This is a genomic window from Pannonibacter sp. CBAS1226 (assembly GCF_055685825.1).
Window position 1 is genome coordinate 151,803 of record NZ_JBVOUO010000009.1, and the last position, 26,469, is coordinate 178,271.

At 64.1% G+C, this 26,469-nt stretch carries 25 protein-coding genes; 11 read left to right on the top strand and 14 right to left on the bottom strand.

Annotation, left to right across the window (positions count from 1 at the left end):
* Positions 1–12: 12 nt before the first annotated feature.
* Positions 13–711 (top strand): GntR family transcriptional regulator, encoded by a 699-nt coding sequence (locus AC0CMF_RS21260; protein WP_374630216.1) that lies wholly within the window; start codon positions 13–15, stop codon positions 709–711.
* A gap of 238 nt (positions 712–949) precedes the next feature.
* On the top strand, positions 950–1,354 hold the full coding sequence (locus AC0CMF_RS21265) for an MAPEG family protein (protein ID WP_374630214.1): 405 nt from the start codon (positions 950–952) through the stop codon (positions 1,352–1,354).
* Positions 1,355–1,435: 81 nt separating this feature from the next.
* Here AC0CMF_RS21265 and AC0CMF_RS21270 read toward each other — a convergent pair whose 3' ends face one another.
* From AC0CMF_RS21270 to AC0CMF_RS21320, 11 genes are all read right to left on the bottom strand, one after another.
* Positions 1,436–2,518, bottom strand: coding sequence for a TRAP transporter substrate-binding protein (locus AC0CMF_RS21270; RefSeq protein WP_050472145.1), 1,083 nt, complete (start codon positions 2,516–2,518; stop codon positions 1,436–1,438).
* 140 nt (positions 2,519–2,658) lie between these two features.
* Positions 2,659–3,276, bottom strand: coding sequence for a GntR family transcriptional regulator (locus AC0CMF_RS21275; RefSeq protein WP_026355445.1), 618 nt, complete (start codon positions 3,274–3,276; stop codon positions 2,659–2,661).
* Between the two features lie 81 nt (positions 3,277–3,357).
* A complete protein-coding gene (locus AC0CMF_RS21280) occupies positions 3,358–4,431 on the bottom strand; it encodes an anhydro-N-acetylmuramic acid kinase (protein ID WP_050472146.1) in 1,074 nt (357 codons plus the stop codon).
* Between the two features lie 66 nt (positions 4,432–4,497).
* Positions 4,498–4,914, bottom strand: a complete 417-nt coding sequence (locus AC0CMF_RS21285) for a globin family protein (RefSeq protein WP_058897962.1) — start codon at positions 4,912–4,914, stop codon at positions 4,498–4,500.
* Positions 4,915–5,214: 300 nt separating this feature from the next.
* Positions 5,215–5,841, bottom strand: a complete 627-nt coding sequence (locus AC0CMF_RS21290) for a biliverdin-producing heme oxygenase (protein WP_122519300.1) — start codon at positions 5,839–5,841, stop codon at positions 5,215–5,217.
* Positions 5,842–5,871: 30 nt separating this feature from the next.
* The gene (locus AC0CMF_RS21295; RefSeq protein ID WP_122519299.1) at positions 5,872–7,182 is read right to left on the bottom strand and encodes an HlyD family type I secretion periplasmic adaptor subunit; all 1,311 of its coding nucleotides are present in this window, start codon (positions 7,180–7,182) and stop codon (positions 5,872–5,874) included.
* Positions 7,179–9,032 carry a type I secretion system permease/ATPase gene (locus AC0CMF_RS21300; RefSeq protein WP_209004768.1) on the bottom strand — a complete coding sequence of 618 codons (1,854 nt, stop codon included), beginning with the start codon at positions 9,030–9,032 and terminating at the stop codon, positions 7,179–7,181. The genes AC0CMF_RS21295 and AC0CMF_RS21300 overlap by 4 nt, the downstream gene beginning before the upstream one ends.
* Before the next feature lie 13 nt (positions 9,033–9,045).
* Entirely contained in the window at positions 9,046–9,762 is a 717-nt protein-coding gene (locus AC0CMF_RS21305; RefSeq protein WP_122519297.1) for a hypothetical protein, read from the bottom strand.
* 113 nt (positions 9,763–9,875) lie between these two features.
* On the bottom strand, positions 9,876–12,686 hold the full coding sequence (locus AC0CMF_RS21310) for a TonB-dependent receptor (RefSeq protein WP_374630213.1): 2,811 nt from the start codon (positions 12,684–12,686) through the stop codon (positions 9,876–9,878).
* Between the two features lie 140 nt (positions 12,687–12,826).
* Entirely contained in the window at positions 12,827–13,879 is a 1,053-nt protein-coding gene (locus tag AC0CMF_RS21315) for a FecR family protein (protein ID WP_094462420.1), read from the bottom strand.
* A 106-nt stretch (positions 13,880–13,985) separates the two neighbouring features.
* A complete protein-coding gene (locus AC0CMF_RS21320; RefSeq protein ID WP_050472153.1) occupies positions 13,986–14,495 on the bottom strand; it encodes an RNA polymerase sigma factor in 510 nt (169 codons plus the stop codon).
* A gap of 259 nt (positions 14,496–14,754) precedes the next feature.
* On the opposite strand from AC0CMF_RS21320, the gene AC0CMF_RS21325 reads away from it, so the two are divergent.
* Positions 14,755–16,179, top strand: coding sequence for a pyridoxal phosphate-dependent decarboxylase family protein (locus AC0CMF_RS21325; RefSeq protein ID WP_374630212.1), 1,425 nt, complete (start codon positions 14,755–14,757; stop codon positions 16,177–16,179).
* 87 nt (positions 16,180–16,266) lie between these two features.
* On the opposite strand, the gene AC0CMF_RS21330 is transcribed toward AC0CMF_RS21325, so the two are convergent.
* The 3 genes from AC0CMF_RS21330 to AC0CMF_RS21340 all read right to left on the bottom strand — a co-directional run bounded on the left by AC0CMF_RS21330 (position 16,267) and on the right by AC0CMF_RS21340 (position 17,830).
* Entirely contained in the window at positions 16,267–16,560 is a 294-nt protein-coding gene (locus AC0CMF_RS21330; RefSeq protein WP_026355451.1) for an addiction module antidote protein, read from the bottom strand.
* A 2-nt stretch (positions 16,561–16,562) separates the two neighbouring features.
* Positions 16,563–16,856, bottom strand: coding sequence for a type II toxin-antitoxin system RelE/ParE family toxin (locus AC0CMF_RS21335; protein ID WP_019963360.1), 294 nt, complete (start codon positions 16,854–16,856; stop codon positions 16,563–16,565).
* A gap of 74 nt (positions 16,857–16,930) precedes the next feature.
* A complete protein-coding gene (locus AC0CMF_RS21340) occupies positions 16,931–17,830 on the bottom strand; it encodes a LysR family transcriptional regulator (protein WP_050472156.1) in 900 nt (299 codons plus the stop codon).
* A gap of 288 nt (positions 17,831–18,118) precedes the next feature.
* Between AC0CMF_RS21340 and AC0CMF_RS21345 the strand changes: the two genes are divergently transcribed.
* The 8 genes from AC0CMF_RS21345 to AC0CMF_RS21380 all read left to right on the top strand — a co-directional run bounded on the left by AC0CMF_RS21345 (position 18,119) and on the right by AC0CMF_RS21380 (position 26,427).
* Complete coding sequence (locus AC0CMF_RS21345) at positions 18,119–18,916, top strand: 5-oxoprolinase subunit PxpA (protein WP_019963362.1); 798 nt, start codon at positions 18,119–18,121, stop codon at positions 18,914–18,916.
* A complete protein-coding gene (locus AC0CMF_RS21350) occupies positions 18,913–19,155 on the top strand; it encodes an acetyl-CoA carboxylase (RefSeq protein WP_123193540.1) in 243 nt (80 codons plus the stop codon). Before AC0CMF_RS21345 ends, AC0CMF_RS21350 begins: the two co-directional genes overlap by 4 nt.
* Positions 19,152–20,534, top strand: a complete 1,383-nt coding sequence (locus AC0CMF_RS21355) for an acetyl-CoA carboxylase biotin carboxylase subunit (RefSeq protein WP_374630210.1) — start codon at positions 19,152–19,154, stop codon at positions 20,532–20,534. The genes AC0CMF_RS21350 and AC0CMF_RS21355 overlap by 4 nt, the downstream gene beginning before the upstream one ends.
* Positions 20,534–21,409, top strand: coding sequence for a 5-oxoprolinase subunit B family protein (locus AC0CMF_RS21360; RefSeq protein WP_019963365.1), 876 nt, complete (start codon positions 20,534–20,536; stop codon positions 21,407–21,409). The genes AC0CMF_RS21355 and AC0CMF_RS21360 overlap by 1 nt, the downstream gene beginning before the upstream one ends.
* Positions 21,399–22,367 carry a 5-oxoprolinase subunit C family protein gene (locus AC0CMF_RS21365; protein WP_374630209.1) on the top strand — a complete coding sequence of 323 codons (969 nt, stop codon included), beginning with the start codon at positions 21,399–21,401 and terminating at the stop codon, positions 22,365–22,367. The genes AC0CMF_RS21360 and AC0CMF_RS21365 overlap by 11 nt, the downstream gene beginning before the upstream one ends.
* 48 nt (positions 22,368–22,415) lie before the next feature.
* Positions 22,416–23,489, top strand: coding sequence for a TMAO reductase system periplasmic protein TorT (torT, locus tag AC0CMF_RS21370; protein WP_058897974.1), 1,074 nt, complete (start codon positions 22,416–22,418; stop codon positions 23,487–23,489).
* A 386-nt stretch (positions 23,490–23,875) separates the two neighbouring features.
* Positions 23,876–25,393: a sugar ABC transporter ATP-binding protein gene (locus AC0CMF_RS21375; RefSeq protein WP_374630799.1), complete on the top strand. Its 1,518-nt coding sequence runs from the start codon at positions 23,876–23,878 to the stop codon at positions 25,391–25,393.
* Positions 25,390–26,427, top strand: coding sequence for an ABC transporter permease (locus AC0CMF_RS21380; RefSeq protein WP_208977311.1), 1,038 nt, complete (start codon positions 25,390–25,392; stop codon positions 26,425–26,427). Before AC0CMF_RS21375 ends, AC0CMF_RS21380 begins: the two co-directional genes overlap by 4 nt.
* Positions 26,428–26,469 lie beyond the last annotated feature (42 nt).

The window sequence follows — 26,469 nt, forward strand, 5'->3', positions numbered from 1 at the left end:
CCCCCGAGCGGAATGCCGAAGACGGAAGACGCCTACAACGCCCTGCGCAGTGCCATTCTGGAATGCACCCTGCCTCCGGATGCACCGCTGACCGTTTCCCTGTTGAAGGAGCGGTTCGGCTTTGGCTGGACGCCGCTGCGCGAGGCGCTGTCGCGGCTGGAGGCCGAGCGGCTGGTGGTGCTGATGCCAAATCGCGGCTACAGGGTCTGCGGCGTCTCGGCGGAAAGCCTGCGCGATCTTCAGGACGCGCGGCTTGCCATAGAGCCAAGGCTTTTCATCCGCTCCATTGCCGAGGGCGGGGAAGACTGGGAAGGGCGTGTGGTCGCAGCCCATCACCAGCTGGCTTCAACGCCCGTGCCGGTGCCGCATGCGGCGCGCGATGCCATCCACCTGTGGGAGCGGCGGCACGATGCCTTTCACGCAGCCCTTCTCTCGGGCACGCAGGCCCCCTGGCTGCAGCTTTTTGCCAGCCAGGTGAATGACCAGCTCCGGCGCCACCAGCGGCATATGCTCAGCTCTCCGGAGGTGCGCGCCCGCATGGATGACGATCCGCAAGGGCGGCTGCGGGAGACCTATGAGAAAACGCTAGGCCTTGGCCCGCACACGGAGCTGATGCAGGCCGCTCTCGACCGCAACGCGGACCGCGCTTCCCGCCTTCTGACGGATCATATCGGCTTTTCGCTCGCGGTTTTTGAGGCTTTGTGGTCCTGAGGCCCTGACATTGCTCCGTGTGCGTGGCACTTCTTGCTGAATTGAACCTTCGCGGTGCCGCCGGACGCAGCCAGACAATGGGACGCAGCATCACACTGGCACGCCCGAAAATACAAAGAGACCTCGACCGGAGGCCTCGCCGTGAATATTGTCGAATGTTGAAACCCTGACGGGAGACGGGAGCTTGCTCGCGTCAGGAAGAGAGCGGGCCACTGCGGCCCGCAGCGGGAGAACCATCTTGCAGCAGACAGCACTTCTTCTCAGCGCCACCCCCATCTATGCCGGGGTTCTGGGGCTGGTCTATCTCTTCCTGAGTTTTCGCGTCGTCAGCCGCCGCAAGAGCCTGCAGCTGGCGCTGGGTGATGGCGGCGACGCCGAACTGCTGCGCCGTCAGCGCGTGCACGGCAACTTTGCCGAATATGTGCCGCTGGTGCTGATCCTGATCCTCATGTGCGAATTGCAGGGCGCACCGCTTCTGCTCGTGCATGCCCTCGGTCTCGCTTTCACGATTGGCCGCGTATCGCACGCCTATGGTGTCTCCCAGCCGAAGGAGCCGCTGGTCTTCCGCATGAGCGGCATGATCCTCACCTTCGCCACCCTCACCATCTCTGCGGTCACGGGCATCGTGCTGGCGGTGGTGTAACTCAGGTCCCGGCGGGAAGACCAATCGCCCGTCAAAAAACAAAAGCCCGGACAGCCTGCAAGCTGTCCGGGCTTTTTCATGTCACACGCCCCAGACCGCGGCGCGGTCGTGGTACATGCGCTCTTCCATGGCCTTGGTGTAGGACGCGCATTCCTTGATGTAGGCGATGTAGGAGGCGTGCACTTTTTCGGCTACGGCATCGCCTTGCGGATAGGCCTCCAGCACCTCGCGCGAGGCCTTGCCCAGCGCCGCCACCACATCATCCGGGAAGGCCGAGACCTTGGCGCCCTTGCTGACGAGATCGGCCAGAACGCGGGTGTTGTTGTAGCGGAACTCGGCAATCGTATCCTCGCCCTGCGCCTGTGCGGCGCTGGCGAAGATGGCCTGCAGCGACGGGGACATGTTGCCCCAGACATTCTGGTTCACGATCATTTCCAGCGCCGCGCCCGGCTCGTGGAAGGCCGGCAGGTAGTAGTAGGGCGCGATCTTGTAGAGCCCCAGCGCCACATCGTTCCACGGGCCGACGAACTCGGCCGCATCGACAACGCCGGACTGGAGAGCCGGATAGATTTCCGGCGGCGGGGTCAGCACGGTGACGACGCCAAGCTTGCGCATCACATCGCCGCCAAGACCGGCAATGCGCATCTTGAGGCCTGCCAGATCATCCAGCTTGGTGACCGGGTTCTTGAACCAGCCGCCGGCCTGGGCGCCCGATCCGCCCGCATAGAACGGCTTCACGCCGAACGGGGCATAGGCCTCGTCCCACAGCGCCTGGCCGCCGCCATAGGCGATCCAGCCCGACAGTTCGGTCTGCTCCAGACCGTAGGGCACGGTGGTGTAATACATCGCGGCGCGCACCTTGCCCGCATGGTAATAGGACGCCGTATGGCCCATGTCGGCTGCACCGCTCGACACCGCCCCGAATACCTCGAAGGGGGGCACCAGTTCACCGCCGCCGTAATAGGTGATCTTCACCTTGCCATCGCTCATCGCCTCGATGCGCTTGGCGAGCTTTTCAGCCCCGGTGCCCACACCGGGGAAGCCGCGCGGGAAACCGCCCACGAGCTTGAGGTTCAGCGTTGCCTGCGCAAGGGCGGGCGCTGCAAGGGCAGGCGCAGCCGCAGCCGCAAGCGCGCCCGTTTTCAGAAAATCACGGCGTTTCATTGATTGACCTCCCGGCGGGCTCCGAGCCCGAAGCAGAATTTCCACCTGTGATCGTAGACCGCATCAAGGCCGCTTGACCAGATGGAAACTGTTGTTTTTGCCGGTTCTTTCCGGGTGAGTAAGACCAGAGGAGGCGGGCTTCAGTTCTGCTTCAGGCGGGTCTTCTGGGCGTGTTCGATATGACGGCGGGCAGCCGTCTCTGCGGCATCGAGATCGCGTGAGGCAATGGCCCGCACGATAGCGGCATGCTCTTCAATGGCCGTCTCGCGCCGCTCGGGTGTGTCCAGCGTCGTGCCGGCCATCAGGATCATCGACAGGCGCAGATGGTCGATCTGGCCGACGAGATAGCGGTTGTGGGAGGCGAGATAAATGCGCCGGTGGAACTCCCTGTTGGAGCGCACCATGGACTTTTCATCCGCCACCCGCTGCCGGTCCGCCTCGACCAGTTCGGTCAGGATCTCGATTTCGGCGTTGGACGCATGCTGGGCAGCCAAGCGGGCGGCTGTGCCTTCCAGCACCTCGCGCATGTAATAGACCTCGGAAATCTGCCGGTGATCCAGCGTCGGGATGACCATGCCGCGGTTCGGCTCATGAATGGCGAGGCCTTGCGCTTCCAGCCGCTTCAGGCCTTCGCGGATCGGTGTGCGGCTGACGCCGAAAATCTCGGCGAGCTCTGCCTCACGCAGGCGGTCGCCCGGCTTCAGCGTGCGGTCCTCGATGGCCTCCACCAGCCGGCGGTAGATTTCGGCCCCGTTCAGCCGCTCGTCGTGCCGCTCTCGGTTTCCGAAGACCTCGTCTTCGTCAATGGGTCTGCTCTTGTCCATGTATCTTCAGGCGCCTCAGGCTGAGGGGCGGTAGAGGCGTCCGCCGATCACCGGCTCGCGCGCCCCCGTCGTATGCGGATAGCTGGTAGGAAGACCTGCCATGAACCGCGCGCCAAGGAAAGCCATTGCCTGCGCTTCCAGAGCATCGCCGTCGATGCCATGCACATCCGAGCTGACCACATCCGCATCCAGCCGCTGTGCCAGCTCCGCCATGATCGTCTGGTTGCGCCGCCCGCCGCCGCAGACGATCCAGCTTTTGGGCGTGCGCGGCAGAAGGGCGGCGGACCGGGCCACTGCCTCCGCCGTGATGGCTGCGAGCGTTGCCGCGCCATCCAGCCACGACAGACCCTCCACCCATTTCAGCGAGAAGGCATTGCGGTCCAGCGACTTGGGGGCAGGCTGGGCGAAATAGGGATGGCGCAGGGCGATTTCCACCCGTGAGGCTTCCACATGCCCTGCCCCGGACCAGCGCCCGTCCCGGTCGAAATCACCGAGGCCGGACTGGCGGATCCAGTCATCCAGCAGCGCATTGCCCGGCCCGATGTCAAAGGCCATCAGATGTTCGCCGTCGATATAGGTGAGATTGGACACCCCGCCGATGTTGAGGAAGCACAGCGGCTGCTTCAGGCCTGCGGCCAGCGCCCGGTGATAGACCGGCACCAGCGGCGCGCCCTGCCCGCCCGCTTCCATATCCGCCTGCCGCACATCGCCCACGACCGGCAGCCCCAGCACATCCGCCAGCTTCTGAGGGTTACCGAGCTGCACGGTCTCGCCAGCGGCGGGATCATGCCAGACCGTCTGGCCGTGGAAGACAACGAGATCCGGCTTGCGCTCCAGCCGTGCCAGAAAGGCGGCAATGGCCACGGCGTGATCGCGGGTGACGGCTTCGGCCAGACCCGGCCAAAGATCCCTGCGCTTGGGACCTGCTGCGATGGTGGCCAGAATGGCCGCGCGGGTCTCGGGAGCATAGGCTTCGGTTTCTGCTGGCCCTGCCGACAGCAGCCGTTCCCCGTCTGTCGTGATCAGGGCCATGTCGATACCATCGGCGGAGGTGCCGCTGATCGTGCCAAGCACTGTAATCGGATCCATGGCTGAAACTCCGGTTTGCCGGCGCGGGCGCGGCACTCCCGGCAAGCTGCCGTTCTGCGCGCCTGCTCAGGCTGCGCGGTATTCCGCGCTCGCAATCATGATGTCGGACAGCGTTGCATAGGCTGCCATCCATGCCGAGCGTACCTCAGGTGTGAAGGCTTCGCCAAGGTGGCTCTCGAGTGTCCACAAGAGGGCATCCCCGGCCGCCTGATAATGAGCGGCGCTGACGCCATAGGTCACGTGACGCTTGGCGAGCGCCTCCAGTTCCGGCAGCAGCATCTGCAGGTTCGACAGCATGCTGACAACGGCGGACAGGGCCTCCAGCAGCCGCTGCTCCTGTGCCGGAAGCGAAGTGCGGAACAGCGGTCGCAAGGAAGGAGATAGTTCGAAAAGGCGGCCGTAAAAGCCGGAGATGACGGCAGTCCCTTGCGGGCGCAGCCGGTCGAAGCTTGCTTGCACAAGTTGGATCTGCTCAGGCGTCACCTCAGCCTCCTCCGGTGGACCGCTGCCGCGATCTGAACAGGCACCGCCCGCATGGGCCGAGGCGCCGCCACGTAATGGTATTACGGCATTATCAATAATAAATATTTCACCAGGAAACAAGCAGCCGCGGCGTGAAATCGGCGCCGCCAGCGTGAAAAACTATTTCAAACTTATTTTATCATCTCCTGCCCGAAATGGCGGGTCTGGATACCTGCGGGCTTGAACAGCGTCAAAGAACTGACAGATCGTTTCAGATCCCGGCACCTGGAAGGCACCGGGACCTGAAACGGGGATCTGAGATCAGGCGTAGGCTTCCCCCACGTAGCGGCGCACAAGGGCGAAGGCCTGTTTCGCATGGGCAATCACCCGTGCCTCATCCTCCGGCGGCAGCGGGATGGCATCCAGCGCAGCGGTAAAGGTCCGCCAGTGCAGGCCACGGCCTTCCGGATGGCCAGCCAGATGGCGCGCGCCATGGGTCTCGGACAGACCCAGCTTTGCCGCCGCTTTCAACAGAAAGGCCGCACCCAGGTTCGAGCCCTCGGCCACATAGAGCCAGCCCATGGCGGCGGACATATCATCGCCCGGCCCGGCCTCATCCGCGTCCTGCGTGAACTCCGGCAGCGGCATGCCGATGTCGGCCAGATCCTGCGCCACCAGATGCAGGCGGCGGCGGCCGCCGAGATCCGGCAGCAGAGGATCAAGGGCGGGCATGCGGTAGATGCCGTCCATCACCGTATGAAACCGGTACTGCACCTCAAGAAACCGGGCGTAGTTGCCGATGCTGCCGAACGGGTCGCGGCTCATGATGTCCTTGTCGAGGCCATCGTGAATGTCATGGGTTGCCTGTTTCAGCATCTTCGCCCGGCTGCCGGGTTCGATGGTGGCGGGCTCGTTGGGGGCGGGATTGTCCAGGGTATGCGCGTCCATATGTGTCTCCTGGGGTTGGAACAGGCGCCGTCAGTCCTCTCTGAAGGCGCGGGCGATCTGGTCGTTGAGGGGCTTGAGGAAATAGGACAGCGCCGTGCGCTCTCCTGTCTGGATGAAGGCTTCCGCCGGCATGCCGGGAACAAGGCCAAGGCCGTCCAGCCGCGCCAGTTCCTCTTGCGGAATGCGGATGCGCACGAGGTAATAAGCCTGCCCTGTGCGCTGATCCTCGCTGAGATCAGCGGCCACCCGGTCAACTTCCCCATTCAGCTCGGGCGTGGTGCGCTGGTTGAAGGCGGAAAGGCGCAGGAGGGCCTTCTGGCCTAGAGCGATCTGGTCGATATCGGCAGGGTTGATCCGCGCCTCCACTCTCAGATCGTCATTACCGGGCACGATCAGCATGATCTTGTCTGCGGGCGAGATGACACCGCCAACCGTATGCACCGCCAGCTGATGCACCGTGCCGGACTGGGGCGCCTTCAGTTCGATGCGGGCCAGCTTGTCTTCCGCCGCGATCTTGCGCTCCACCAGTTCGCCAAGCTGAACGTCAATGTCGCGCAGCTCATTACCGGCTTCGGCGCTGAGGTCCTGCTCCAGCTGAAGGATCTGCAGCCGTGTTTCGGCAATGCGCCCGGCAGCCCGCGCCTGAAAGGCGGCCGCTTCGGCCCGGTCGGCACTGACAGATGCCGCTTCCCGCTCCAGTGCGTTGAGCCGCTGGGCAGAGACAAGGCGCTGGTCATACAAGCCCTGCAGCTTGCCGGTTTCGTCCGTCAGGATGGCAAGTGACCGGTCGAAGGCCTTCTGCTGGCTGGCGTAACCGCTGATTTCATGCTCCAGCTGGGAGATCCGCTCTTCCAGCTGCGCCCGGTTGCCCTCCCGGGCAGCCTTGCGGATGGCGAAGAGCCGTGTCTCGCTGGCCATGGCTTCACCGGCAAGCGGCTCGTGTGCCCGCGCCAGAAGCTCCGGCGGAAAGCGCAGCTCCGGCAGGCCGTCCCGCTCGGCCAGCAGCCGCGCCTGGCGGGCGGTCAGTTCATCAAGGCGCTTGGTGACGATGGCCAGGGCCGCGCGCTCCTGCGTGGCGTCGAGCCGCAGCACGGTCTCGCCGGCCTCGACATAGGCCCCTTCTGTCACCAGAAGCTCGCCTACCACGCCGCCGGTCGGATGCTGTACCGCCTTCACATAGCTGTCGACGACGAAGGTTCCCGGCGCCACCACGGCGCCAGAAAGGGTAGAGGCCATGGCCCAGCCGCCCACTCCGGCAGCCAGCAGCATGGCAACGGCACCGCTCGCCAGCATGTGGCGGCGCAGGGACCGGGCGAGTGAATAGGATGGTGCCGCGTTCATTCCGCCGCCTCCTTGTCTGCACCCGCGTCAGCAGGAGTCCCGGCCTGAACACCGGCCTGTGCGGCCACCACCTTCAGCGGCGGCTGCAGGCGGGCGGACATGCTGCCGAACCCCGCCCCCGGCTGCTTTACGGCAGGGGCGCCCTTGAGCACGCGGGAGAGAACCTCGTCCCGCGGGCCGAAGGCCTTCATCCGGCCGGCCTCCATCATCAGCACATGATCCACCGCGCCCAGCGCGCTGGGGCGGTGCGCCACGACGATGGCAATGCCGCCGCGCTCGCGCTGGCGCTTCATCACCTCCACCACGGCGGCCTCGCCATCTGCATCGAGATTGGCGTTCGGCTCGTCCAGCACCAGCAGGAACGGGTTGCCATAGAGCGCACGCGCCAGACCGATACGCTGGCGCTGGCCACCGGAGAGCCCCGCGCCATCATGACCGATGCGGGTCTGGTAGCCCTGCGGCAGGCTGGTGACGAAGCCATGCACTCCGGCCGCTTCCGCCGCTGCGATGATCGCTTCCGGTGCGGCATCGGGGTCAAAACGGGCGATGTTTTCCGCCACCGTACCCTCGAACAGCTCCGCCTGCTGCGGCAGATAGCCGGTGTGGCGGCCAAGCGCCTCCGGGCCGTATTGATCGAGCGCCGCCCCGTCCAGCCGCACATGGCCGCGCAGCAGCGGCCACACACCAGTCAGGGCGCGCACCAGCGTGCTCTTGCCGGAACCGGAAGCCCCGATGACGCCGAGCGCACTGCCGGCCGCCAGCCGGAACGAGATGTCCGTCACGGTTGGCAAGACACCGCTGCCTGCGGCAGAGGGCGGCGCGATGACGAGCCCTTCGGCCCTGAGGTCCCGGCAGGGCGCGGGAAGATCGAGAACGGGCGCAGCTTCCTGAAAGACAGGCTCCAGCTTGCGCAGGCGCGCCCAGCCCTGACGGGCCGCCACAAAGCTGCGCCAGCTGCCGATGGCCGAATCCACCGGGGCCATGGTGCGGCCCATCATGATGGACGAGGCGATCATCACGCCGGCCGAGGCTTCCTGCTGGATCACCAGCCAGGCGCCCACGGCAAGAATGGCCGATTGCAGCGCCTGCCGGATGGCGCGGGAGATGGCGCTCATGGTGCCGCTGGTGTCGCCCGCGCTGCGGTTGGCAGCAAGATAGGCATCGTTCTCCACCTGCCAGCGGTCGAGAATGCGGTCCGCAAAGCCCATGGCCTGAAGGCTTTCGGCGTTGCGGCGGGCCTGTTCGGCAAGGCTGGAGCGGGTGGCCCCGCGCTCGGCGGCAATGCGCGCAGGACGGCGCGCCGACACATCGGCAAAGACGGTGATCGCCACCATGATCACGGTACCGGCCAGCGCGGTCACACCAATCCAGAAGTGAAAGAGAAAGCAGATAGCGAGATAGACCGGGATCCACGGCAGATCGAACAGGGCTGCCGGGCCGGGCGTTGCAAAGAAGGAGCGGATCGTGTCGAGATCCCGCAAGGGCTGCAGGCCATCGCCCTGCCCGCGCGACATCAGCGGCAGCCGCGCAATGGCCCGCATCACACAGGCAGAAAGGTGCGCGTCGGCACTTTCGCCAAGACGCAGCAGCAGCCGGGCGCGCAGGCTGTCGAGCAGCGCCTGAAAGCCGAAGAGACCGGCGGACAGCACGCACAGGGCAACCAGCGTCGGGATGCTGCGGCTGGCGAGCACCCGGTCATAGACCTGCAGCATGAACAGCGAGCCGTTGAGGGCGAGCAGGTTGAGGACGGCACTGGCGCAGAACAGCGCCACCACCACCCCCCTCAACGGAAGACCAGCAGCCCCGGCATTGCGCCGGGGCCACAAGCCATGCTGGCTGGGTGCCAACATGAAGGTCAGCCGGTCAGGCGAACAGGAAGTCGGATGCGTCGATGACGCTCGAATCCACACCCACGAGGGTTACCGAATTGCCGCCGTAGGAAATGACGGTATCGGAACCGGAGGCTGCCACGGCCAGATCGCTGTAAGCCGTGGCCCCCCAGCCAGACACATTCAGCTTGTCCGTGCCATCCTGATAGCCATAGGTGCCGGTATCACCCGCGGTCACGATGTCATTGCCACCGGAGAAGTAGAAGGTGTCGGCACCAGAGAACCCGACGAGGATATCATCTCCATTTGTATCAATGATCTCGGTACCAACGGCGCCCAGGTAGTTGTAGAGACCTGACAGAGTGCCCTGCGAGAAGCGGTAGATGGCAAAGTCGAAGAGATCACCAGGCGATGCCAGCGAGTAGTCAGGATCAGCGTTGATCGTCATCTCTGCATCAACGGAGAAGCCGCTTGTGGAAGACTCGCTGTAACCGGAGCCAAGGACAACAGTGTCGACCGTCCCGGTCAGGTTGCCCTGGCTGTACTGCATGTCACCGCTCATGACGACGCCGGAGCCACCGGTTGCGCCGCTGCCCCACTGGTCGTAAACAGCCGTGCTGGACGGAGCGGTGGTGATGCCGGACGAGGCGGACCAGAATGCACCGTAGCTTGGGGTGAAATCTGCCAGCCAATCGGCAAAGAAGCTCACCATGTCGAAAGACGTTCCGTTCAGTTCGATAGTCGCAGCCATTTCAATCTCCTTGGTTGGCTGTTGCGTGCCGCCCGTTTCGGGGGCGGCGGTTTCCTGGCCGGGCTGCCACCCGGCCAGGAATGACGGACGGAAGGGATGCCTTCCGCAAACCTTCAGAATTTCACATTGAACCGCGCCTGCAGGGTGCGCCCGGCCGCTGCCATGGAACTGTTGGCCGGGATGTAGGCGACATCCGTGACGTTGTTGGCTGAAAGATGCAGCGTGGCGTTCTTGTTGACCTTGTAGGAGCCGTAAAGATCCAGCGTGGTGTAGCTATCGCTGTATTCGGTGAGCATGCCGGTATCCACGTCCAGCACCGCCGTCTGGCTGGGCGTCACATGGGTGACACGCGCACCAAGGCTGAGCTTTTCTTCAAAGAAGCGCAGTCCCGCGTCGCCCGTCACCTTGAAGCGCGGCGGGATGTTGCCGTTCCAGGCGAAGACGTTGCCGCTGGTCACATCCGTGCCATTGCTGAAGACTTCGGTCTTGCTCGGCCAGTTGGTGGACAGGAAGGTCGCCGAACCGCCAAACCAGAAACGGCCGGCATCATAATTGGCTTCCACCTCCACACCGCGGGTGCGGGTGATGCCATCCATGTTGACGAAGCCCGTATAGGTCTTGGCAGTCTCCTGCGAGGCATAGATGGTGCCGAGGACGATGTAGTCGTCGATTTCCCGGTAGAAGGCGGCCGCCTTGATCCGCAGCCGGTCACGCTCAGTGATCAGGCCGTCCGTCACGATATTGGCACCGATTTCGTAGGTTTCCGCTGTTTCAGGGCGCAGCCAAGGATTGGGCGCCGTGGACGTAGGCCGACCATCGGCAGGCTGCAAACCGCCGCTCATGAAGGCTTCGGTAATGGTGGGCGGACGGTAGGTCTGGTTGTAGCTGGCATAGGGCTTGAACCAGTCAACCGGCACGAATTCCACCGTTACCGAGGGCAGCAGCTTGCCGCCGGAACGGTCGATCTCCTCGTCATAAATGACGTCCTGCCGGACGGCTGCCGTTGAGGAGAGAACCGAGCCTTCCTGAACAAAGGCTCCGCCGGAATTGTATTCGCCACAGGGATTGGCATTCCAAGTGGCAAACCATTCGGTCGCCCGGCGCCTTAAAGTCGAGTTGCTGGAAGTCAGCAATCTGTTTTGTGTGGTATAGGTCGTCGAACCAACAGGATAAGCCTGCTGAAAAGTGGCAACACACCCTGCATAAACATATGTCGCCGGAGTGATAAGCTTGCCGAAGTTATAGTAGCGGGCAGTGCCTTTCAGCCGGTACCAGTCATAACGCAGACCGCCGGACACGTTGAACCAATGGACAGGCTCCAGCTTGCCATTGAGGAAGATGCTGGCCATGTCGCGGCGGCCCGGCGGGTTGAACACGCCATAATTGTCCGCGTAGTAAGGTGTCTGCGAGATCGACGAGCTTGAGGCGGACTTGTTGGCCACATCACGGAAGGCCTCGACGCCATAGTTGAGGGCAAGGCCGCCGAGAGGGGTGTTGACGGTGCTGGTGTTTTGCAAGGTGATGCCGAAGCTGGTCAGGCTCTTGTCGATTTCCGTTTCGGGCACGTCGCTGCCACGGGCGTCACGGGTTTCCAGAACCGAGGAATCGTTGAGCCAGAGATTGGCCTTGAAGTCGATCCATTCGCTGTCCGGATCCCAGCCGAAGTTCAGGGAGCCGCTGTCATTGGTGTTCTCGAACCGGCTGATAGTGCTGTAGGTGCTGCCCCCACCACCCAGGCTGTCATAAGCATAATCATTCTGCTGATGCATCCAGGATGCCGAGGCCTTGATGTCCTCATGCTCCATTTCCAGCTTCAGCATGGAGCCCCAGGTGTCACGCCCGCGCAGATCCTTGCGGATACCGGTGGCATCAACCGATGAGGTTGCCTCGCCCATCCGGCCGGCGCGGTATTGATTCAGTTCGGTCTTGCTGAGGCCCATGGTCAGGGCAAAGACTTCCGACAGCCGGGCGGAACCGATCACCGATGTCTGCAGGTCATAGCCGTTGCTGCCGGTGGCCACATCGGCCTCCGCCCCCCAGGACTTGCCGTCGCGGATGATATCCGCCGCACCAACCGTGCGGAAATCGACGGAACCGGCCAGCGTGCCCGTGTTTCCGGCCGTTGCGCCCGGGTTCTTGTCGATTTCAACCTGACGGATGAAAGCCCCATCGACAACGGCCGTGCCGCCAGCGCCAGTACTTGCTGCACCGTAACGCCCGCCGTCCTGCGCATTCTGCCGCGCCCCATCAATGGAGACGGCAACGCGCCCGGCATCCTGCACACCGCGCAAGTTCGGAGAAACGGTGGGGAAACTGGCAACACCCTCACCGGCATAGGCACCGGCAACGGAATTGAACACCTCCCGGATATCGCGCACGCCCGCATCGCGGATGGCCTCACCCGAGACCACGGCAACACTCGACGGTGTGTCGTAAACCCAGTCGGGCGCGCCCATGTAGCCGCTGGAGCCCTCGCCCGTCAGCGTCACCGTCTCAAGCTGCGTGGCGCCCTCCACGCCCTCGCCTGCCGCGGCAGAGGGGCGGGCCGCACCGATCACCGCCGTGCCATCGCCCGTGATCCGGAAGGGAACGCCGGTGCCCTGCAGCATCCGGCCCAGCGCCTCCAGCGGCGTCATGGATCCCTGCACGGCCTGCGTCGTCACCCCGTTTGACGCGCTGGCGGCGAGCGTCACCTGCAGGCCGGATTGGCGGCCGAAGGCACTGACGGCACTGGCCAGCCCCTGCGCGGGAATGCTGAAGCTCCGCACGGCTGTCGTCTGCGCCTGTGCCGCCTGCGGCGGCAGATGATTCACCCCCACGGCTGCCAGAGGCACCATGGCAATGGTGGCCAGAAGTCTTGCCCGATGGGGAAAACCAGCCTTGCGCCGGCTGTTGGCTGCCCCAGACCCGCTACTCGAAAACATGCCTGCCCTGTCTCTTTACGTCCTGGCGCAGACCTCCCCGGTGCTGCGCTTCCGACCCTAGAGACGAACGGCTCTGTCAAATTTTTCAGGATTCCGGCATCCCGGACGAAAAAATCTGAAAATAAAACTCATATTTCTTTTCAGCGCCCGGAAATCAGCCGGACATAGGGCGAAACAGCCACCACTTCGCCCTCAAATGGCTCGACAAGGGCACGCAAGGCCCGGTCCGGATCGTTGAGATCGAAGACGCCGGTGACACGCTGGCGGCCCAAAGACTCGTCAGTGAGACGAATCCATGCAGAGTGATAGCGGGCGATATCCTCCAGCACGGAACTGACGGTGGCATCCACCACATAGAGGCGCCCCTGCCGCCAGGAGCCGATATCTTCCGGCGCAATCTGGCGGATGACGAGATGTCCTGTCGCCCGGTCGATGCTCAGCATCTCGCCGGGTACCAGCGTCCGCAGTTGCACCTTGCCGCCCGCGCTGACCTCGGCCTGCACCGAACCCTCCGCCAGGCTTATATCGATCATGCCGCTGGTGGCGCGCACATCGAAGGACGTGCCGAGGACCGTGATGCGCACATTCCCTGTCCCCACGGTGAAGGGCCGGGCAGCGTCCTTGACCACATCAAAATAGGCATCCCCTGACAGCAGCTCGACGTTGCGGGCCTGCGGCGTAAATCCCGTGGCAATCGCACTGGCAGCGGCGAGGGTCACCCGCGTGCCATCCTCCAGCGTCACGCCCCGCTGCTCGCCTGCTGCGGTGTAATGATCGGCTTCAAGACGCAGCAGAAGGGTTGGCGCGGCCAGCAGGACAAGGCAGGCCGCCATCGCTCCGGCTGTTGCAGCCAGAACCGAGCGCCGCCAGCGCCGCGGACCTGCGGCATGTCTGCCGGAGACCGGACGGCGGGACGGCGCCACAGACTGGTGGATGATGGGCTCGCGGGTGACGGGTTGCACGGAACCGGCCAGAGGCTCTTCCGCTGATGCTGCGCCCGCATGGCCAAGCAGGTCCCAGGTCCGGTTCATCCGGGCCCAGGCCGCCGCATGGGCAGGGGTCTGCGTCAGCCAGACCTCAAAGGCCTGCTGCAGGACCTCATCCTCTGGCGCCTCACGCAGGCGCACGAGCCAATCTGCCGCCGCTTCGAGCAGCGCAGGATCCTTGATGTCTCCGGCCGGTGTCACTGGCATGTCGCGCGCGTCTCTTTCCGCAGCGGCAAATTCTGCCGTGCCGGATGTCCCTTACTCTCCCCAAGACGAGCGAGCCGCAAGAATTTTTCAGAATCGCTCCAAAAAGTCACGTGCCGGGCTCCAGCAGGGCAGCCAGAGCCGCCAGCGTCCGGGTGACATGACGGTGCACGGTGGCGGTGGACAGGCCCAGGTGGCCACCGATCTCGTCCAGCGTGTAGCCGCCAAAGCGGTGCATTTCCAGCGAAGTCCGCACCTCCGGCGGCAGTGTGGCGAGATAGTCCGAAATGCGCCGCAGGTTCTCGCAGAACAGCGCATCCTCTTCCGGCGTCTGCACATCCTGGGGCCTCGTCCAATGCGGCAGATCGCCCGGCTCTTCGCGCGTCTCCAGCTGGCGGCGGCGGCGGATGTCAAAGGCAAGGTTGCGCACGATACGGAACAGATAGGCCCTGAGGGAGGAAGCAGGCGGGCTGTTCTCCGGCACAAAGCGGATGAAGGCTTCCTGCACCACATCCTCTGCATCGGCGCGCGAGCCCAGCAGCCGGGTGCCATAGTCGATCAGGGCACTGCGATGTGCCAGATAAGCAGCATACCGGCTGTCGCTTTCCCTGAGTGACATGGACCCGTTCATTCATCTGCGGCAGGAGGGCCAGCTCAAGACATGCGTCACGTACCGGCCTTGAGGGGCTGCATGTTTTCGTATCAGCCTGCAGGCAGCAGCTGCCAGGCGGCAGCCGTCCCTCGCGCGCTAATACCTAACTCGTAAACTCATCTTTTAGCAAGCCATCCGCTGGTTGCCAAACTGAAAGCGCGCAGCTTGCAGGCAGGAATGACGGGAGATAACAGTATGCGCGAATAATCTTTCCGGGGAGGATGGAATGGACGGCGAAGAATTCCGCCACTGGTCGCGGCGCGCAGCCGATTGGGGTGCTGACTACAGGGCAGGCCTGAGGGATCGTCCGGTGCGGGCCCAGACAGCCCCCGGCGAAATTGCCGCCCGCATTGCTGCCAGCCCGCCGGAAGAGCCGGAGGCCATGGAGGCGATCTTCCAGAGCTTCGAGGCCGATATCCTGCCCGGCATGACCCACTGGCAGCATCCGCGCTTCTTCGCCTATTTCCCGGCCAATGCCGCGCCGGTCTCTGTGGTTGCCGAGTATCTCGTCAGCGCGATGGCCGCGCAATGCATGCTGTGGCAAACCTCACCGGCGGCAACCGAGCTGGAAGGCCGGGTGACGGACTGGTTCCGTCAGGCGATTGGCCTTCCTGCAGAATTTTCCGGCACGCTGCAGGATACGGCCTCCTCCGCCACGCTGGCCGCCGTGCTGACCCTGCGCGAGCGCGCCCTTGGCTGGCGCGGCAACAGCGAAGGCCTCTCCGGTCAGCCGCGCCTCAGGGTCTATTGCTCGGGCGAGGTGCACACCTCCATTGACCGGGCGGTGTGGTTTGCAGGTCTTGGCGCGGACAATCTGGTGCGAATCCCCATCGAAGGGCCGGGGCGGGCGATGAACCCGAAGGCGCTGCAAGCCGCCATCACCGCCGACCGTGAGGCCGGATATCTGCCGGCCGGCATCATCGCCTGCGTGGGTGGCACGGGTTGCGGCGGCAGGGACGATATCCGCGCCGTGGCGGAGATCGCTGCCCGCGAAGACCTCTACCTGCATGTGGATGCGGCCTGGGCGGGATCTGCCATGATCTGCCCGGAGTTCCGCGAGTTGTGGGATGGCGTTGAGGGCGCGGACAGCATCGTCATCAATCCGCACAAGTGGCTGGGCGCCCAGTTCGATTGCACGGTGCAGTTCCTGCGCGATCCTTCCCAGCAGGTGCGTGCGCTGGCCATCCGGCCGGAATATCTGAAGACATCCGGTCAGGACGAAATCACCAACTATTCCGAATGGTCCGTGGTGCTGGGCCGCCGTTTCCGGGCGCTGAAACTCTGGTTCCTGATGCGCGCCCATGGTCTCACCGGCCTGCGTGAAATGATCCGCAATCACGTGGCATGGTCGGTGGAGCTGGCACAGAAACTCGGCGGTGAGCCGGATTTCGAGATCATCACCGAGCCCATGCTGTCGCTCTTCACCTTCCGCTACAGCCCGGCGCATCTCTCCGGCGATGAGGAGGCCATTGCGGCCGCCAACCGGGCGCTGCTGGAGGCCATCAATGCGGACGGGCGGATCTACCTCACCCAGACGCTGGTGGACGGCCGCTTCGTCCTGCGCTTCCAGGCCGGCCAGTTCGAAACCACCCGCGATGACGTGATGCTGGCCTTTGACGTGATCACCGGGCTTGCACGCAAAGACGGGTAATCTGCCATGTGCGGCAGTCAGGCTTCATCTGGCCTGCCTGCCGGTTCCGCTACAAGGATACGGCGGAGGCCAAGACTGCAATTTAAGTCAGGAAGCAGGCGTAATCTCTGCAGACAGCTTCATCCCCAAAGCCCGCATCACTCCCAGCAAGGTTGTCAGGCGGGGGTCTCCCTCTTCACTCAGGGACTTGTAAAGCGCGACACGGGTTACACCGGCCTCCCGGGCGACTTCAGTCATGCCGCGCGCCCGGGCAATGATCCCGAGGGCGGAAGCGATAGCGGCGGCATCTCCGCTTCCCAAGGCTTCGTTCAGCAACTCGGCCTGATCAACTGGATCTGTCAGGTGCTCGGCGGCATCGAACGGAAAGGTTTCAAGTGCCATGGTCATTCCTCCAGATCCGCAGCCATCATCCTGGCCTTGCGGATATCGCGGGCCTGGCTGCCTTTGTCTCCCCCGCACAGCAGGATGATCACCACAGCACCCTTGCGGACGAAATAAACGCGATAGCCCGGGCCATAATCGATACGAAGCTCGCCTATGCCATCGAAGAATTTTACATCGCCCAATAAACCACTTTGCACGGTGGCAATCCGTCTGGCGATCCGGCTTCGGGCGCGCAAGTCTTTCAACTCAGCAAACCAGCCGCGAAAGACGGCTGTCTGGCGGACTTCGATCATGAGAGAAATATAGTGCCAGCGGCCGGGGGTGTAAATTATAATTTACACCTCCCTTACCAGCCTTCTGGTGCCCCTCACCCCGGCAGGTGGAAAGTCTGGCGGAAATAGCGGCGGATGGCGGCCATGGCGGGGGTGAATTCGGCGTTCTTGCGCCAGGCAAGGCCGACATCCATGGAAGGCACGGGATCGCGCAGGTTGATGGTCTCGATGCGGCGGCCCTCCAGCGACCAGGGCCGGTGCACCATATCGGAGAGGATGGCGACGCCCTGATCATTGGCGACCAGCGAGCGCACCGCTTCCACCGACGAGGTGCGCAAGGTGATGTGCGGCTGATAGCCGGACTGGCTCCAGTATTTCAGCGAGCTGTGCGAGGCCTCGTCCACCGTCAGCATGATGTAGGGCTCTTCCGCCACTTCCCTGAGACCGACCGAAGGCGCGGACAGCAACCGGTGCTGGCCCGGCACCCAGAGGCGGCGGGCCGAACTCATCAGCTTTTCCGTGGTCAGTTCCGGATTGAGAATGTTGGAGGTCAGCAGCACGGCAATGTCATGCCGGTTGGTCAGCAGCCCCTCCTCGATGGACTCCCGGTTCATCTCCAGCAGCTGGATGTCGAGCCCCGGCAGGCGGCGGCGGATCCGCTCGATATGCAGGGGCAGGAAATAGCCCATGACCGTGTAGGTGGCAGCCACCGTCAGCCGCCCGGTCAGCTCGCTGCCCGTCAGCGACAGATGCGTTGCCTCCTCCACCTTGCGCAGGATCTCATAGGCGTGGGAAAGAAACTGCCGCCCGGCCTCCGTCAGCTCCATGCCGTGGGACACCCGCTCGAACAGTGGCGAGCCTACAATCTGCTCCAGTTCCTTGATCGCCGTGGTCACGGCTGACTGGGAAATCGACAGATGAATGGCCGCCTGCGACACCTGCCCCTGCTCCGCCGTCGCCACAAAGTAGCGGATCTGCCTCAGGCTGATCGACATGATTGTACCCCTCCCGTATTTTCCAATCACAACTCATCTGATTTTCAGATGAGACCGCCTTCATCTTGAGCAACGAGCTGTCAACTTCTGCTCATCATCCGGCATCTTGTTGATTTTTATTCTCTAATTCCCCATCTGCGTGGACATGCCTCTTCTTCTTTTCAGATAGAGAAGCGCAAAACATAAAAATTTTCAAACGCTCTTTTTTCGCCTAGCGTCATCTATGACGAAAACAGAGGCACCCCACCTTCCTGCTCAAAACGCAGGCAGGCGGTGAAAGGGCGGACATTGGCACTCGAAGCTGTCGACATCAATTGTGATCTGGGAGAGGGCTTCGGCCGCTGGCGCATCGGCGATACCGAGGATGCCGCGCTGATGGGCCTGATCAGCTCGGCCAACATTGCCACCGGCTTTCATGCAGGCGATCCCAACCTGATGGACCGCACCGTGCGCATGGCCGTGGAGCATGGCGTCGGCATCGGCGCGCATCCCGGCTACAACGACCTCAAGGGCTTTGGCCGCCGCCGGATCGACGGCACGGCGCGCGAGCTGCTGAACGACATCATCTATCAGGTCGGCGCACTGCGCGAGTTCGCCCGCCGCCATGGTGCCAGCCTGCAGCATGTGAAGCCGCATGGCGCGCTCTACATGGAGATGGCGGTCAACACCGAGCTTTCCCAACTGTTCATGACCTACATGCAGACCGTGGCGCCGAACGCCTTTGTCTTCTGCATGTCGGGCTCGGCCACCGAAACCGCTGCGCTTGAGGCGGGCCAGCCGGTGATCCGCGAGTTCTATGCCGACCGGGACTATGACGACAGCGGCTCCATCGTCTTCACCCGCGACGTGGGACGGCCCGACCCGGAGGCCATTGCCCGCAAGGTGGTGCGCGCCTGCAAGGAAGGCGTGGTGACGACTGTCACCGGCACCGACATCAAGGTGCCGTTCGAATCCATCTGCTTCCATTCCGACACGCTGGGCGCGCAGGAGATCGGCCTGGCCATGCGCGAGGGCCTGAAGGCCGCCGGCATCAAGATCATTCCCGTCTCTGAACTCGCAAAAGAAACCTTCCGGAGAAGCGCATGAGCAAGATCGAGATCAGATCGCCCCTTCCGGGCATCTTCTACCGCAAGCCCTCCCCCGATGCGGCCCCCTTCGCGCAGGATGGTGCCAGCGTTGGCGAGGCGGATGTGATCGGCCTCATCGAGGTGATGAAGACCTTCCACGAGATCCCGGCAGGCTTGTCCGGCAGCAACATCACCTTCCACGTGGAAGATGCCGAGCCGGTGATGGCGGGGCAGGTTCTGGCCGAGGTCGAGACATGACGATCCGCTCCCTCCTTGTGGCCAACCGGGGCGAGATCGCCGTCAGGATCGTCAAGGCGGCCAAGGCCATGGGCCTGCGCACCGTGCAGGTCCATTCCGCTGCCGATGCGGACATGCTGGCGGTGAAGCTTGCGGATGAAGCCGTCGATATCGGCCCGCCGTCTGCCGCCAAGTCCTATCTCAACATCGAGCGTGTGGTGGCCGCCGCCAAGGAGGCCGGCGTTGATGCGATCCATCCGGGGTACGGCTTCCTGTCCGAGAATGCCGCCTTTGCGCAGGCCGTCACCGATGCGGGGCTGATCTTCATCGGCCCCAGCGCCGAAGCCATCAGCCTGCTTGGCGACAAGGTGAAGGCGCGCGAGGTGGCTGCGGCTGCCGGTGTGCCCACCGTTCCGGGCAGCGACGGGCTGATTGGGGATATCGAGGCCGCCCGTGCCGTCACCGCCCGCACCGGCTTTCCGGTGATGATCAAAGCCGCAGCAGGCGGCGGCGGGCGCGGCATCCGCATTGCCGCCAGCATGGAAGAGTTCGAGCGTCAGTTTCCGCTTGCTTCCGCCGAGGCCAAGGCCGCCTTCGGCGATGGCGGGCTCTATATCGAGAAGGTGATCGAGCGCGCCCGGCATGTGGAAGTGCAGATCCTGGGCGACGGGGTGGACGCCATCCACCTGTTCGAGCGGGAGTGCTCATTGCAGCGCCGCCGCCAGAAGGTCTGGGAGGAAGCACCCTCCTGCAGCCTGCCGGCTGATATCCGCGATGCCCTGTGCGCCAGTGCTGTCGCGCTCGCAAAATCCGTCGGCTACAAGGGCGCTGGCACCGTCGAATATCTCTATGACGAGGACGCAGGCGCCTTCTATTTCATCGAGGTGAACACCCGCATTCAGGTGGAACACCCGGTGACCGAAATGATCACCGGCGTGGATCTGGTGCAGGAAATGATCCGCATTGCGGGCGGTGGAAAGCTGAGCCTGCGGCAGGAGGACATCCGCCTGTCGGGCCATGCCATCGAATGCCGCATCAATGCGGAAGACCCGGCCCGCAACTTCGTCCCCGGCCCCGGCACGATCTCCAGCCTCACCGTACCGGAGGGCGAGGGCATCCGCTTCGACACCATGCTCTACGAGGGCTACACGGTGCCGCCCTTCTACGATTCCCTGCTCGGCAAGCTGATCGTCCACGGCACGGACCGGGCGGCCTGCATGGCCCGGCTGGAACAGGCCCTCAAGGGCCTGAAGATCGGCGGGCTGGCCACCACCGTGCCGCTGCATCTGGCCCTGTGCCGCGATGACAGCGTGAAGACGGGCGCCGTTCACACACGTTTCCTGGAACCCTGGCTCGAAGAGAGCTTCCAGCCGGGCGCTGGACTTGAGGAGGTTGCGTAATGGCGATGCGTTACACATTCGGCGGTGACGAGCACCTCTTCGTGGAATGCAGCGAGGACATGTCCCTCGATGCCTTCTTCCAGTCCCTGTCCATGACCAATGGCATCCGTGATGCGGGCATCAGCGGCGTCACGGAAATCTGCCCGGCCAATGCCTCGTTTCAGGTGAAGTTCAATCCGGACGTGATCCATCCGGACGACCTCATGCGCGAGGTGAAGGCCATCGAGGCCGCCGCTGCCAAAGCCGAACCGGTGATCCGCACCCGCATCGTCGAGATCCCGGTGTTCTACAACGATCCCTGGACGCATGAGACGCTGATGCGTTTCCGCGAGCGCCATCAGGACCCAACAGGGACCGACCTCGACTATGCCGCCCGGATCAACGGCTATGACACGGTGAGCGATTTCATCACCGCCCATTCCGGCTCGCCCTGGTTCGTCTCCATGGTCGGCTTCGTCTCGGGCCTGCCCTTCATGTATCAGATGGTGGAGCGGCAGCGGCAGATCGAGGTGCCGAAATACCTGCGCCCGCGCACGGACACGCCCCGGCTGACCGTGGGCCATGGCGGCTGCTTCGGCTGCATCTATTCGGTGCGCGGCGCAGGCGGCTACCAGATGTTCGGCATCACGCCCATGCCGATCTATGACCCGGCGCAAGAGACGAGCTACCTCAAGGACTTCATGGTGTTCTTCCGCCCGGGCGACATCGTCAAGTTCAAGCCGGTGGACCGCGATGGCTATGACACGGCAGTGGAAGAGGTGGCCAAGGGGCACTTCACCCCGCCCGTCCGCGAGGTGAGCTTCGATCTCACCGAATTCAGCAAGGACATCGACGGCTACAACCAGAAACTGGAGGGCGTCCTCTATGGCGATTAAGGTTCTCCATCCCGGCCTTGCCACAACGGTTCAGGACCTCGGCCGCCCCGGATATTTCCATCTCGGCATTCCCATTGGCGGGGCCATGGACCGGCTGGCCATGCGGGCGGCCAACCTGCTGGTGGGCAATGACGAGGGCGCTGCCGGTCTTGAGGCCGTGTTCATCGGCCCCAAGCTGGAGTTCACCCGCGATGTGACCGTTGCCGTCACCGGTGCGGACATGCCGGTGAAGCTCGACGGCGAGGCCCGGCCCGGCTGGACTGCCTTTGCAGTCAAGGCCGGACAGGTGCTCAGCTTCGACTTCCTGAAATCCGGCGCCCGCATCTGCATCGCCGTGTCGGGCGGCATCGACGTGCCGCTGGCGCTCGGCAGCCGCTCGACCTATGCCATCGGCGCCCTCGGCGGCTTCAACGGCCGGGCGATTGCCGCCGGTGACGAGCTGCCGGTGGGAGACGCCGGAGCCAGCACGGACGGGCGGACCATTCCGGAAGACCTGCGCCGCAAGCCGGGCACCCCGGCACAGCTGCGCGTGCTGCCGGGGCTCTACTGGCACCGTATCACGGAAGAGGCGCAGCAAGCCTTCTTTGCCGACGAGTGGAAGGTGGCACCTGAGGCCGACCGCATGGGCTACCGCTTCCGCGGCGGACGCCCGCTTGATTTCGTACCGCGCCAGCCGCCCTTCGGCGCAGGCTCGGACCCGTCCAACATCGTCGACAGCTGCTACCCCTATGGCTCCATTCAGGTGCCCAGCGGCAGCGAGCCGATCATCCTGCACCGCGATGCGGTGTCGGGCGGCGGCTACTTCATGGTGGGCACGGTGATTTCGGCGGACATGGACCTCATCGGCCAGCTGCAGCCGAACACCCCCACCCGCTTTGTCCAGGTGGACATGGAGGGCGCCCTGAAAGCCCGCAGGGAACGGGCAGAGCTGATCGGCCGCATCAGGACGCTTTTCTGACTTCGCATAACAAAAACAAGACGCAACCTTTCAACCGGGGAAGACAACATGACACGCACTGCCTTCAAGGGGCTTTCGGCCTCAATGATCCTGCTTGCCTCGATGGCCCCGTCTCTGGCGGAGACCTGGTATCCCTATGATGCCACCGAGATCACCCCTGCCTTCTCGGCGGACGGCACGCCCTCTGACGTGCAATACACGCCGCTCGAAAAGGCCAGCCAGCCTTACAAGATCTGCGTCTCCTTCCCGCACATGAAGGATGCCTACTGGCTGGGCGTGGACTATGGCGTTGCCGAACAGGCGAAGGATCTCGGCGTCAAGATGACGCTCGTCGAAGCGGGCGGCTACACCGAGCTCGCCAAGCAGATCTCACAGATCGAGGATTGCGTCGCCGGCGGAGCGCAGGCGGTGGTGATCGGCGCCATCTCCTATGACGGGCTCAACAACCTCGTTTCGGAACTGGCGGCGAAGAACATTCCCGTCATCGATGTCGTCAACGGCATGTCCTCGCCCAAGCTGACGGCCAAGTCCCTCGTTTCCTTCTACACCATGGGCTTCGAGACCGGGAAATACCTTGCAGCCAAGCATCCGAAGGGCAGCGATCCGGTGAAGGTGGGCTGGTTCCCCGGTCCTGCGGGCGCCGGCTGGGTGGAAGCGGCCAACAAGGGCTTCATGGAGGCGGTCAAGGACTCCGGCCTCACCATTCTGGACCCCAAATATGGCGACACCGGCAAGGAAGCCCAGCTGAAGCTGGTGGAGGACGTGCTGCAGGCCGAACCGGACGTGCGCTACATCGCCGGAACCGCGGTCACCGCCGAAGCCGCACAGGGCCTCATCCGCGAGCGCGGGCTGCAGGGCAAGGTGGACCTTCTCGCTTTCTACATGACGCCGGGCGTCTATGAGGGCATCAAGCGCGGCTTCATCGCCGCCGCCCCCGCCGACTCCATGGTCATCCAGGGCCGCATCGCCATCGACCAGGCCGTCCGCGCCCTCGAAGGCAAGGAGCTGATCCAGCACGTCGGGCCGAAGATCTTCGTCGTGGACGGGGACAACATCGCCACCGTCTCCAAGACCAGCATCCTGCCCCCGGACGGCTTCAAGCCGGTGTTTACGGTGGAGTGATGCGGATGGTGAGGCGCCATTGGTGACATAGCGCCTCACCTCCCCTCAATGATCAGCGGATTTATACATCAGGTTCGAACTCCGCCCGCAATGACGCGTTTGCTTTCCGGGAAGACGCCAGCCGCCCCCCTCCCCCTGGTGGGGAGGGGTGAGGGGTGGGGGGGCTCTGAGCCTGCAACTATTTGAGAGATAGATACTTTCTTCAGAGGGCTAACAGGTGTTCGGGATCATTCGTCTCTGTACCCGGTGGAGACGCTCTCCCCCCACCCCTTACCCCTCCCCACGAGGGGGAGGGGGGCGGAGAAGCCCCGCCGGGGAAACAGGTTCCGCCACTGCCGCAACAGCCCGGAAGACACCACAGGCACAGTCCTGAAGGAGAATGGCAGATGTCCGTGAACCGGAAGCCGCTCGTCGAGATGACCGGGATTGCCAAGCATTATCCCGGTGTGAAAGCTCTTGATGGCGTGAATTTCACGCTGGAAGCGGGGGAAGTGCATGTGCTGTTCGGCGAGAACGGCGCGGGCAAGTCCACCCTCATCTCGATCCTGGCCGGGGTAAACCAGCCCAGCGCCGGAGAGATCCGCATTGACGGGGAGCCGGTGCATTTTGCAGGCGTGCGCGATGCACAGGCCGCCGGTGTCGGCGCGGTGTTTCAGGAATTTTCGCTCGTGCCCACCATGACGGTGGCCGAGAACATCTATCTGGGCGATGAGCCCCGGCGCGGCCCCTTCATCGACCGGCGCGCCATGCGGCGCGAGGCCCGCGCCCTCTTCACCCGCCTCGGCTTCGATGTGGACGTGAGCCGGCGGGTGCTGTCGCTCTCGCGCGCCGAGCAGCAGATGGTCGAAATCGCCAAGGCGTTGCACCGCAAGGCGCGCATTCTCATTCTGGACGAGCCCACCGCCTCCCTGACCGAGCGCGAGACGGAACGGCTCTTTGCCTTCATCCGCTCCGCCGTGGCGGAAGGCGTGGGTGTCGTCTACATCTCCCATCGCATCCAGGAATTTCAGGCCATCGCCAGCCGCATCACCGTGCTGCGCGACGGGCGGCTGATCGGCACGGTGGACGCCAAAGGCATCAGCGAAAAGGCGCTGGTGGAGATGATGACGGGCCGCCCGGTGGACGAGATCTACCCGGCCATCACCCGCGCCGCCGCGCCTGAACCCGTGCTCACCATCCGCGGCCTTCATGCCTGGGGTGTCGAGGGGGTGGATCTTGATATCCGGCAGGGCGAAGTTCTCGGTGTCGCCGGGCTGGTCGGTTCGGGCAAGTCCCGCTGCTTCCGCGCCATGCTGGGCCTCAACCGCATCGAGGCGGGCGAGGTGCGGCTGAAGGGCCGGGATGTGACGGGGCAGCCGGTGCGCCGCCTGCTGCGCGAAGGCATCTTCTACCTGCCCTCGGACCGCAAGAGCGAAGGCCTGGTGCTGGGCGCCACCACCCGCGACAACCTGAAACTGGCGCTGATGGACCGGGCGGACATGCGCAGCACCGCCGGTCTGCTCTCCCCCTCCCGCCTGTCGGCGGAGGCAGGCCGCATTGGCCGCAAGGTGGATCTGGCGGATGCCTATATGGGCCGCATGGTCTCCAGCCTCTCCGGCGGCAACCAGCAGAAGATCCTCTTCGGCAAGGGCTTTGCCGAAGACCGGGAGATCTACATCTTCGACGAGCCGACCGTCGGCGTCGACATGGGCACCCGCGCCGCGCTCTACCGCATCATCAAGCAGGTGGCGGAAGCGGGAAAGGCGGTCGTCGTCATCTCTTCCGACCTGCATGAAGTGATGCACCTCGCCCACCGGCTCATCGTCTTCTCGCAAGGGCGCATCTCCGCCGAATTTGATCAGACCCAGATTTCCGAAGAGGCGGTTCTGCGCGCCTTCTTCAGCAACGAAAGGCATGCCGCATGACGCTCGACGCCGGGACCGCCCCCATGGCGGCCAGAACGCTGCCCAGCCGCGCAGGCTCGCTTGCGCGGGAAACCTTCCTGCGCACCGGGGTTCTGCCCCTGTTCATGACCGCTGCCGTGGTGATCTTCACCCTCGCCTCGCCGCAGTTCCTGACGCTTGGCAACCTGACCAACGTCGCCCGCCAGTCGGTCTATCTGATCCTTGTGTCGCTGGGGCAGATGACGGTGCTCATCACCGGCGGCTTTGACCTTGCGGTCGGCACCGCCATCGCCATGACATCCGTGGTCTCGGCCATGATGATGGTGCATCTGGCCGGCATCTTCCCCGATGCCGGCTGGCTGGTGATCCTGCCCGGCCTTCTCGCCGGCCTTGCTGCCGCGCTGGCCATTGGTGCCGTCAACGGCTTTGGCGTCGCAAAATTCGGCGTCTCGCCCTTCATCATGACGCTGGGCGTTCAATCGGCCGGAGCGGGCGCCGCCCTGTTTCTGACCGGCGGCGTTCCGGTCGGCAACCTGCCCTATGAGTTCGGCGACCTCTTCGGCTTCGGCCGGGTGGCGGGCGTTCCCGTGCCGGTGCTGGTGGCACTCGTTGCCATTGCGGTGATGTGGGTGCTGATGAACCGCACCCGCACGGGCGCGCGCATCTATGCCATCGGCGGCAACATCAAGGCGGCGCAGCTGTCCGGCATCAACACGGCGCGTACGCTCTTCATCGCCTATCTCATCTGCGCCGCCCTTGCCTCCATTGCCGGCATCCTGCTGACGGCCCGGGTGGAAAGCGGCGAGACCAATCTGGGCGGGACGATTGCCATGGAATCCATCGCCGCCTGCGTCATCGCCGGGGTGTCGCTGCGCGGCGGCATCGGCCGGGTGGAGAATGTGGTGCTGGGCGCCTTTTTCATCGTGCTGGTGCAGAACGGCATGAACATCATGCAGATCGGCTCCTACATGCAGATGGTCCTGCTGGGCGGGCTGCTCATCCTTGCCGTGGTGGCGGACCAGTACCGCTACCGCATGCTGACCGGCGGGCGGTAACACCCGTTCGGGAAGGGAGGGGGCGGCACCACCCACCACCGC

Bases quoted from the DNA above. Each gene is read 5' to 3' on its own strand.
- AC0CMF_RS21260 (WP_374630216.1), top strand. From the start codon at position 13: ATGCCGAAGACGGAAGACGCCTACAACGCCCTGCGCAGTGCCATTCTG.
- AC0CMF_RS21270 (WP_050472145.1), bottom strand. From the start codon at position 2,518: ATGAAACGCCGTGATTTTCTGAAAACGGGCGCGCTTGCGGCTGCGGCT.
- AC0CMF_RS21280 (WP_050472146.1), bottom strand. From the start codon at position 4,431: ATGGATCCGATTACAGTGCTTGGCACGATCAGCGGCACCTCCGCCGAT.
- AC0CMF_RS21290 (WP_122519300.1), bottom strand. From the start codon at position 5,841: ATGGACGCGCATACCCTGGACAATCCCGCCCCCAACGAGCCCGCCACC.
- AC0CMF_RS21295 (WP_122519299.1), bottom strand. From the start codon at position 7,182: ATGAACGCGGCACCATCCTATTCACTCGCCCGGTCCCTGCGCCGCCAC.
- AC0CMF_RS21300 (WP_209004768.1), bottom strand. From the start codon at position 9,032: ATGTTGGCACCCAGCCAGCATGGCTTGTGGCCCCGGCGCAATGCCGGG.
- AC0CMF_RS21305 (WP_122519297.1), bottom strand. From the start codon at position 9,762: ATGGCTGCGACTATCGAACTGAACGGAACGTCTTTCGACATGGTGAGC.
- AC0CMF_RS21310 (WP_374630213.1), bottom strand. From the start codon at position 12,686: ATGTTTTCGAGTAGCGGGTCTGGGGCAGCCAACAGCCGGCGCAAGGCT.
- AC0CMF_RS21315 (WP_094462420.1), bottom strand. From the start codon at position 13,879: ATGCCAGTGACACCGGCCGGAGACATCAAGGATCCTGCGCTGCTCGAA.
- AC0CMF_RS21320 (WP_050472153.1), bottom strand. From the start codon at position 14,495: ATGTCACTCAGGGAAAGCGACAGCCGGTATGCTGCTTATCTGGCACAT.
- AC0CMF_RS21325 (WP_374630212.1), top strand. From the start codon at position 14,755: ATGGACGGCGAAGAATTCCGCCACTGGTCGCGGCGCGCAGCCGATTGG.
- AC0CMF_RS21330 (WP_026355451.1), bottom strand. From the start codon at position 16,560: ATGGCACTTGAAACCTTTCCGTTCGATGCCGCCGAGCACCTGACAGAT.
- AC0CMF_RS21335 (WP_019963360.1), bottom strand. From the start codon at position 16,856: ATGATCGAAGTCCGCCAGACAGCCGTCTTTCGCGGCTGGTTTGCTGAG.
- AC0CMF_RS21340 (WP_050472156.1), bottom strand. From the start codon at position 17,830: ATGTCGATCAGCCTGAGGCAGATCCGCTACTTTGTGGCGACGGCGGAG.
- AC0CMF_RS21350 (WP_123193540.1), top strand. From the start codon at position 18,913: ATGAGCAAGATCGAGATCAGATCGCCCCTTCCGGGCATCTTCTACCGC.
- AC0CMF_RS21355 (WP_374630210.1), top strand. From the start codon at position 19,152: ATGACGATCCGCTCCCTCCTTGTGGCCAACCGGGGCGAGATCGCCGTC.
- AC0CMF_RS21360 (WP_019963365.1), top strand. From the start codon at position 20,534: ATGGCGATGCGTTACACATTCGGCGGTGACGAGCACCTCTTCGTGGAA.
- AC0CMF_RS21365 (WP_374630209.1), top strand. From the start codon at position 21,399: ATGGCGATTAAGGTTCTCCATCCCGGCCTTGCCACAACGGTTCAGGAC.
- torT (WP_058897974.1), top strand. From the start codon at position 22,416: ATGACACGCACTGCCTTCAAGGGGCTTTCGGCCTCAATGATCCTGCTT.
- AC0CMF_RS21375 (WP_374630799.1), top strand. From the start codon at position 23,876: ATGTCCGTGAACCGGAAGCCGCTCGTCGAGATGACCGGGATTGCCAAG.
- AC0CMF_RS21380 (WP_208977311.1), top strand. From the start codon at position 25,390: ATGACGCTCGACGCCGGGACCGCCCCCATGGCGGCCAGAACGCTGCCC.